The following is a 2,949-nucleotide window of genomic DNA, read 5'->3' on the forward strand; positions in this document are numbered from 1 at the left end:
CGCTGGGGCTGCGCCCCAGACCCCATCGGCCTGAACGGCCTCGTCCTCAAACTCCCCCAGCTACCGCTGGGAGGTGCCCCCAGACGGGCTGATTGATGCCGGCCCGCGCTGCAAAGTTCCGCCTGGGCGGCGGAACTCTGGCGTGGAGATACAGCCCAGGGCGGCGGAATCTCCACTGCGGAGTTCAGCCCGCGCCCGGAAGATCCCGGGGGCTGCGACAATTCAGCCCCTCCGGCGATCGCCGAGCAAATCAGCCCCTTGGGGGCACCTCCCAGCGGCAGCTGGGGGAGTTTGAGGAGCGGGGGTCCGGGGCGGAGCCCCGAGCGGGGTACGGGGCTCCGCCCCGAAGGGGTCTGGGGGCGCAGCCCACAGCGGGGTCCGGGGCTGGCCCCGGGATGGGACGGGTAGGGGCGGCGGGGGCGAGGAGACCGCCACCCCCGGACGCACCCGGACCCGCAGGCAGCAAAACAGCCTGCGGGTCCGGATCACGTCACGTACGCGGCTGAAGCCAGCGCAGCGTCACGCCGCCTTCGGCGCGTTCACGTCCGACGGCAGCGCCTTCTGCGCGACCTCGACGAGCGCGGCGAACGCGTTGGCGTCGTTGACGGCGAGGTCCGCGAGAATCTTGCGGTCGACCTCGACGTTCGCGGCCTTCAGGCCCTGGATGAACCGGTTGTACGTGATGCCGTTGGCGCGAGCAGCGGCATTGATGCGCTGGATCCACAGCTGCCGGAAGTCACCCTTGCGCTTCTTGCGGTCGTTGTAGTTGTAGACCAGCGAGTGGGTGACCTGCTCCTTGGCCTTGCGGTACAGGCGCGAACGCTGACCGCGGTAGCCGGAGGCCTGCTCGAGGATCGCCCGGCGCTTCTTGTGGGCGTTGACTGCCCGCTTGACGCGTGCCACTTGATTAACTCCTTGTAGCGGGGCCGTGGTTGGACTCACACGACCCGAAATCGATTGGGTCCCGGTCAGAGATCAGGTACGCGATGCGTTCCCGACGTCACTTGCCGAGAAGCTTCTTGATCTTCTTGGCGTCGCCCGGGGCCATCTCGGCGTTGCCGGTGAGGCGACGCGTCAGACGGGACGACTTGTGCTCGAGATAGTGGCGCTTGCCGGCGCGCTCACGGAGCACCTTGCCGGAGCCGGTGACCTTGAAGCGCTTCCTGGAACCGCTGTGCGACTTGTTCTTCGGCATAGCGCCGTTCTCTCCTCGTCAGTGGCGTTCCGATGCCCGGTCGTGAAACCGGGCACGGCGGAACGTCAGATGTATCGGTTGGCATCCCCGGACTCTCATCCGGAGAGCTGGACCCCAGGACCTGCGTCCTGGAATCAGGCGTCGGCGGAAGCCTCGGCCGGAGCCTCTTCGGCGACGTTCTGCGACTTGCCGGGGTTGGCCTTCGCTTCTGCCTTCCGGGCTTCCTGCGCCTGGCGGGCCTCGGCCATCGCCTCGGTCTTCTTCTTGTGCGGACCGAGAACCATGATCATGTTCCGGCCGTCCTGCTTCGGGTTCGACTCCACGAACCCGAGGTCGGCCACGTCCTCCGCGAGACGCTGCAGCAGTCGGTAGCCGAGCTCCGGCCGGGACTGCTCGCGACCACGGAACATGATCGTGATCTTGACCTTGTCGCCCTGCTTGAGGAACCGGACGACGTGACCCTTCTTGGTGTCATAGTCGTGCGGGTCGATCTTCGGCCGGAGCTTCATCTCCTTGATGACCGTGTGCGCCTGGTTCTTGCGCGCCTCACGGGCCTTCATGGCCGACTCGTACTTGAACTTCCCGTAGTCCATGAGCTTGCAGACCGGCGGACGGGCGTTCGCGGCCACCTCGACCAGGTCGAGGTCGTACTCCTGCGCAAGCTCCAGGGCCTTGGCAAGCGGAACAATCCCGACCTGCTCGCCGCTGGGACCGACAAGTCGCACCTCGGGAACGCGAATCCGGTCGTTGATGCGGGGCTCGGCGCTGATGGATCCTCCTCGGTTAGCACCACACGGCTGTCTGGCAGACAGCTCGCGTACGTCTCTTCAACTGGGACCAACCACCGGGAGCCACGAAAAATGCCCCGGACGGGACGCAGGCGGGGCTCCAATGACAACCGGAGCACCGCCGCGGTGGCCCGCGGGGCGCATATCCTGCGGCTCCATCGTCCGTACGGAACGATGGTCGCCGCCTGACCGGGTGACCCGCCGTCCCGGGGGACGGCCAGGTGGGAGATCGGAGCCTCCACTTGCGGGTCGAACACGCTGACATGCGGACATGTCTGGGCGCATCCGACCGGTCGTTACACAAGGTTAGCAGCTCCGGAAGGCCCGCGCTAACCAGGTGTCCGGGGCCTCCTGCTGTCAAGTAGGCACGCACCTGGCCCTATCGTGTGGGGCATGAGTGACACCCCTCCTGAGACCCCCGACTTCGACGCCATGACCCGCGACATCGCCGAGGTCCCGGCGGTCGAGGTGATCGTGACGGTCGCCGTCAACCTGATGAGCGCCGCCGCCGTGAAGCTCGGTCTGACGGAGGAGGGCGAGAAGCACAAGGACCTGGACGAGGCGCGCAAGCTGGTGCACGCGCTGGCCGGGCTGCTGGACGCGAGCGCGACCGAGATCAGCTCGTTCCACGCGGCACCGCTGCGCGACGGCCTGAAGTCGCTGCAGCTGGCGTTCCGCGAGGCGTCGTCCGTCCCGGACGAGCCGGGCCAGGGGCCGGGCGAGAAGTACACGGGTCCGGTCTTCGGCTGAGGCCGACTTCGGAGACGTACGAAAGACGTCACGAGAGACGCACGATCGACAAGTTGCGTACGAGACTTCAGGGCCGTACGTAAAGGGGCTCGCCCGGTGGTGTCGCCTCGGTCGGCAGGAGTGCCAGGTCGAGGCCGTGTACCAGGCGGGCCCTCAGTGTGTCGTCGGCGGCCAGGCGGCCGGCGACGGAGCGGGCGGTCTCGGCGGGGGCGGCGG

General features: G+C 67.6%; 4 protein-coding genes and 1 pseudogene. 1 reads left to right on the plus strand and 4 read right to left on the minus strand.

What is annotated here, in order from left to right; all coding sequences use genetic code 11:
• Positions 1-519: 519 nt before the first annotated feature.
• The 3 genes from rplT to infC all read right to left on the minus strand — a co-directional run bounded on the left by rplT (position 520) and on the right by infC (position 1,965).
• Positions 520-903: a 50S ribosomal protein L20 gene (gene rplT, locus G6048_RS47505; protein ID WP_033323444.1), complete on the minus strand. Its 384-nt coding sequence runs from the start codon at positions 901-903 to the stop codon at positions 520-522.
• 97 nt (positions 904-1,000) lie between these two features.
• Positions 1,001-1,195 carry a 50S ribosomal protein L35 gene (gene rpmI, locus G6048_RS47510; RefSeq protein ID WP_124443692.1) on the minus strand — a complete coding sequence of 65 codons (195 nt, stop codon included), beginning with the start codon at positions 1,193-1,195 and terminating at the stop codon, positions 1,001-1,003.
• A gap of 134 nt (positions 1,196-1,329) precedes the next feature.
• Positions 1,330-1,965 carry a translation initiation factor IF-3 gene (gene infC, locus G6048_RS47515; protein ID WP_078492013.1) on the minus strand — a complete coding sequence of 212 codons (636 nt, stop codon included), beginning with the start codon at positions 1,963-1,965 and terminating at the stop codon, positions 1,330-1,332.
• Positions 1,966-2,376: 411 nt separating this feature from the next.
• Between infC and G6048_RS47525 the strand changes: the two genes are divergently transcribed.
• Positions 2,377-2,733 (plus strand): DUF1844 domain-containing protein, encoded by a 357-nt coding sequence (locus tag G6048_RS47525; RefSeq protein WP_165345819.1) that lies wholly within the window; start codon positions 2,377-2,379, stop codon positions 2,731-2,733.
• 67 nt (positions 2,734-2,800) lie between these two features.
• On the opposite strand, the pseudogene G6048_RS50735 reads toward G6048_RS47525, so the two are convergent.
• Positions 2,801-2,949, minus strand: a pseudogene (locus G6048_RS50735) (SseB family protein); the annotation flags it as partial.

The organism is Streptomyces ureilyticus (assembly GCF_011045025.1).
GTDB lineage: Bacteria > Actinomycetota > Actinomycetes > Streptomycetales > Streptomycetaceae > Streptomyces > Streptomyces ureilyticus.

Excerpts from the sequence above, each read along its gene's own strand:
- rpmI (WP_124443692.1), bottom strand. The coding sequence starts at position 1,195 with ATGCCGAAGAACAAGTCGCACAGCGGTTCCAGGAAGCGCTTCAAGGTC.
- G6048_RS47525 (WP_165345819.1), top strand. The coding sequence starts at position 2,377 with ATGAGTGACACCCCTCCTGAGACCCCCGACTTCGACGCCATGACCCGC.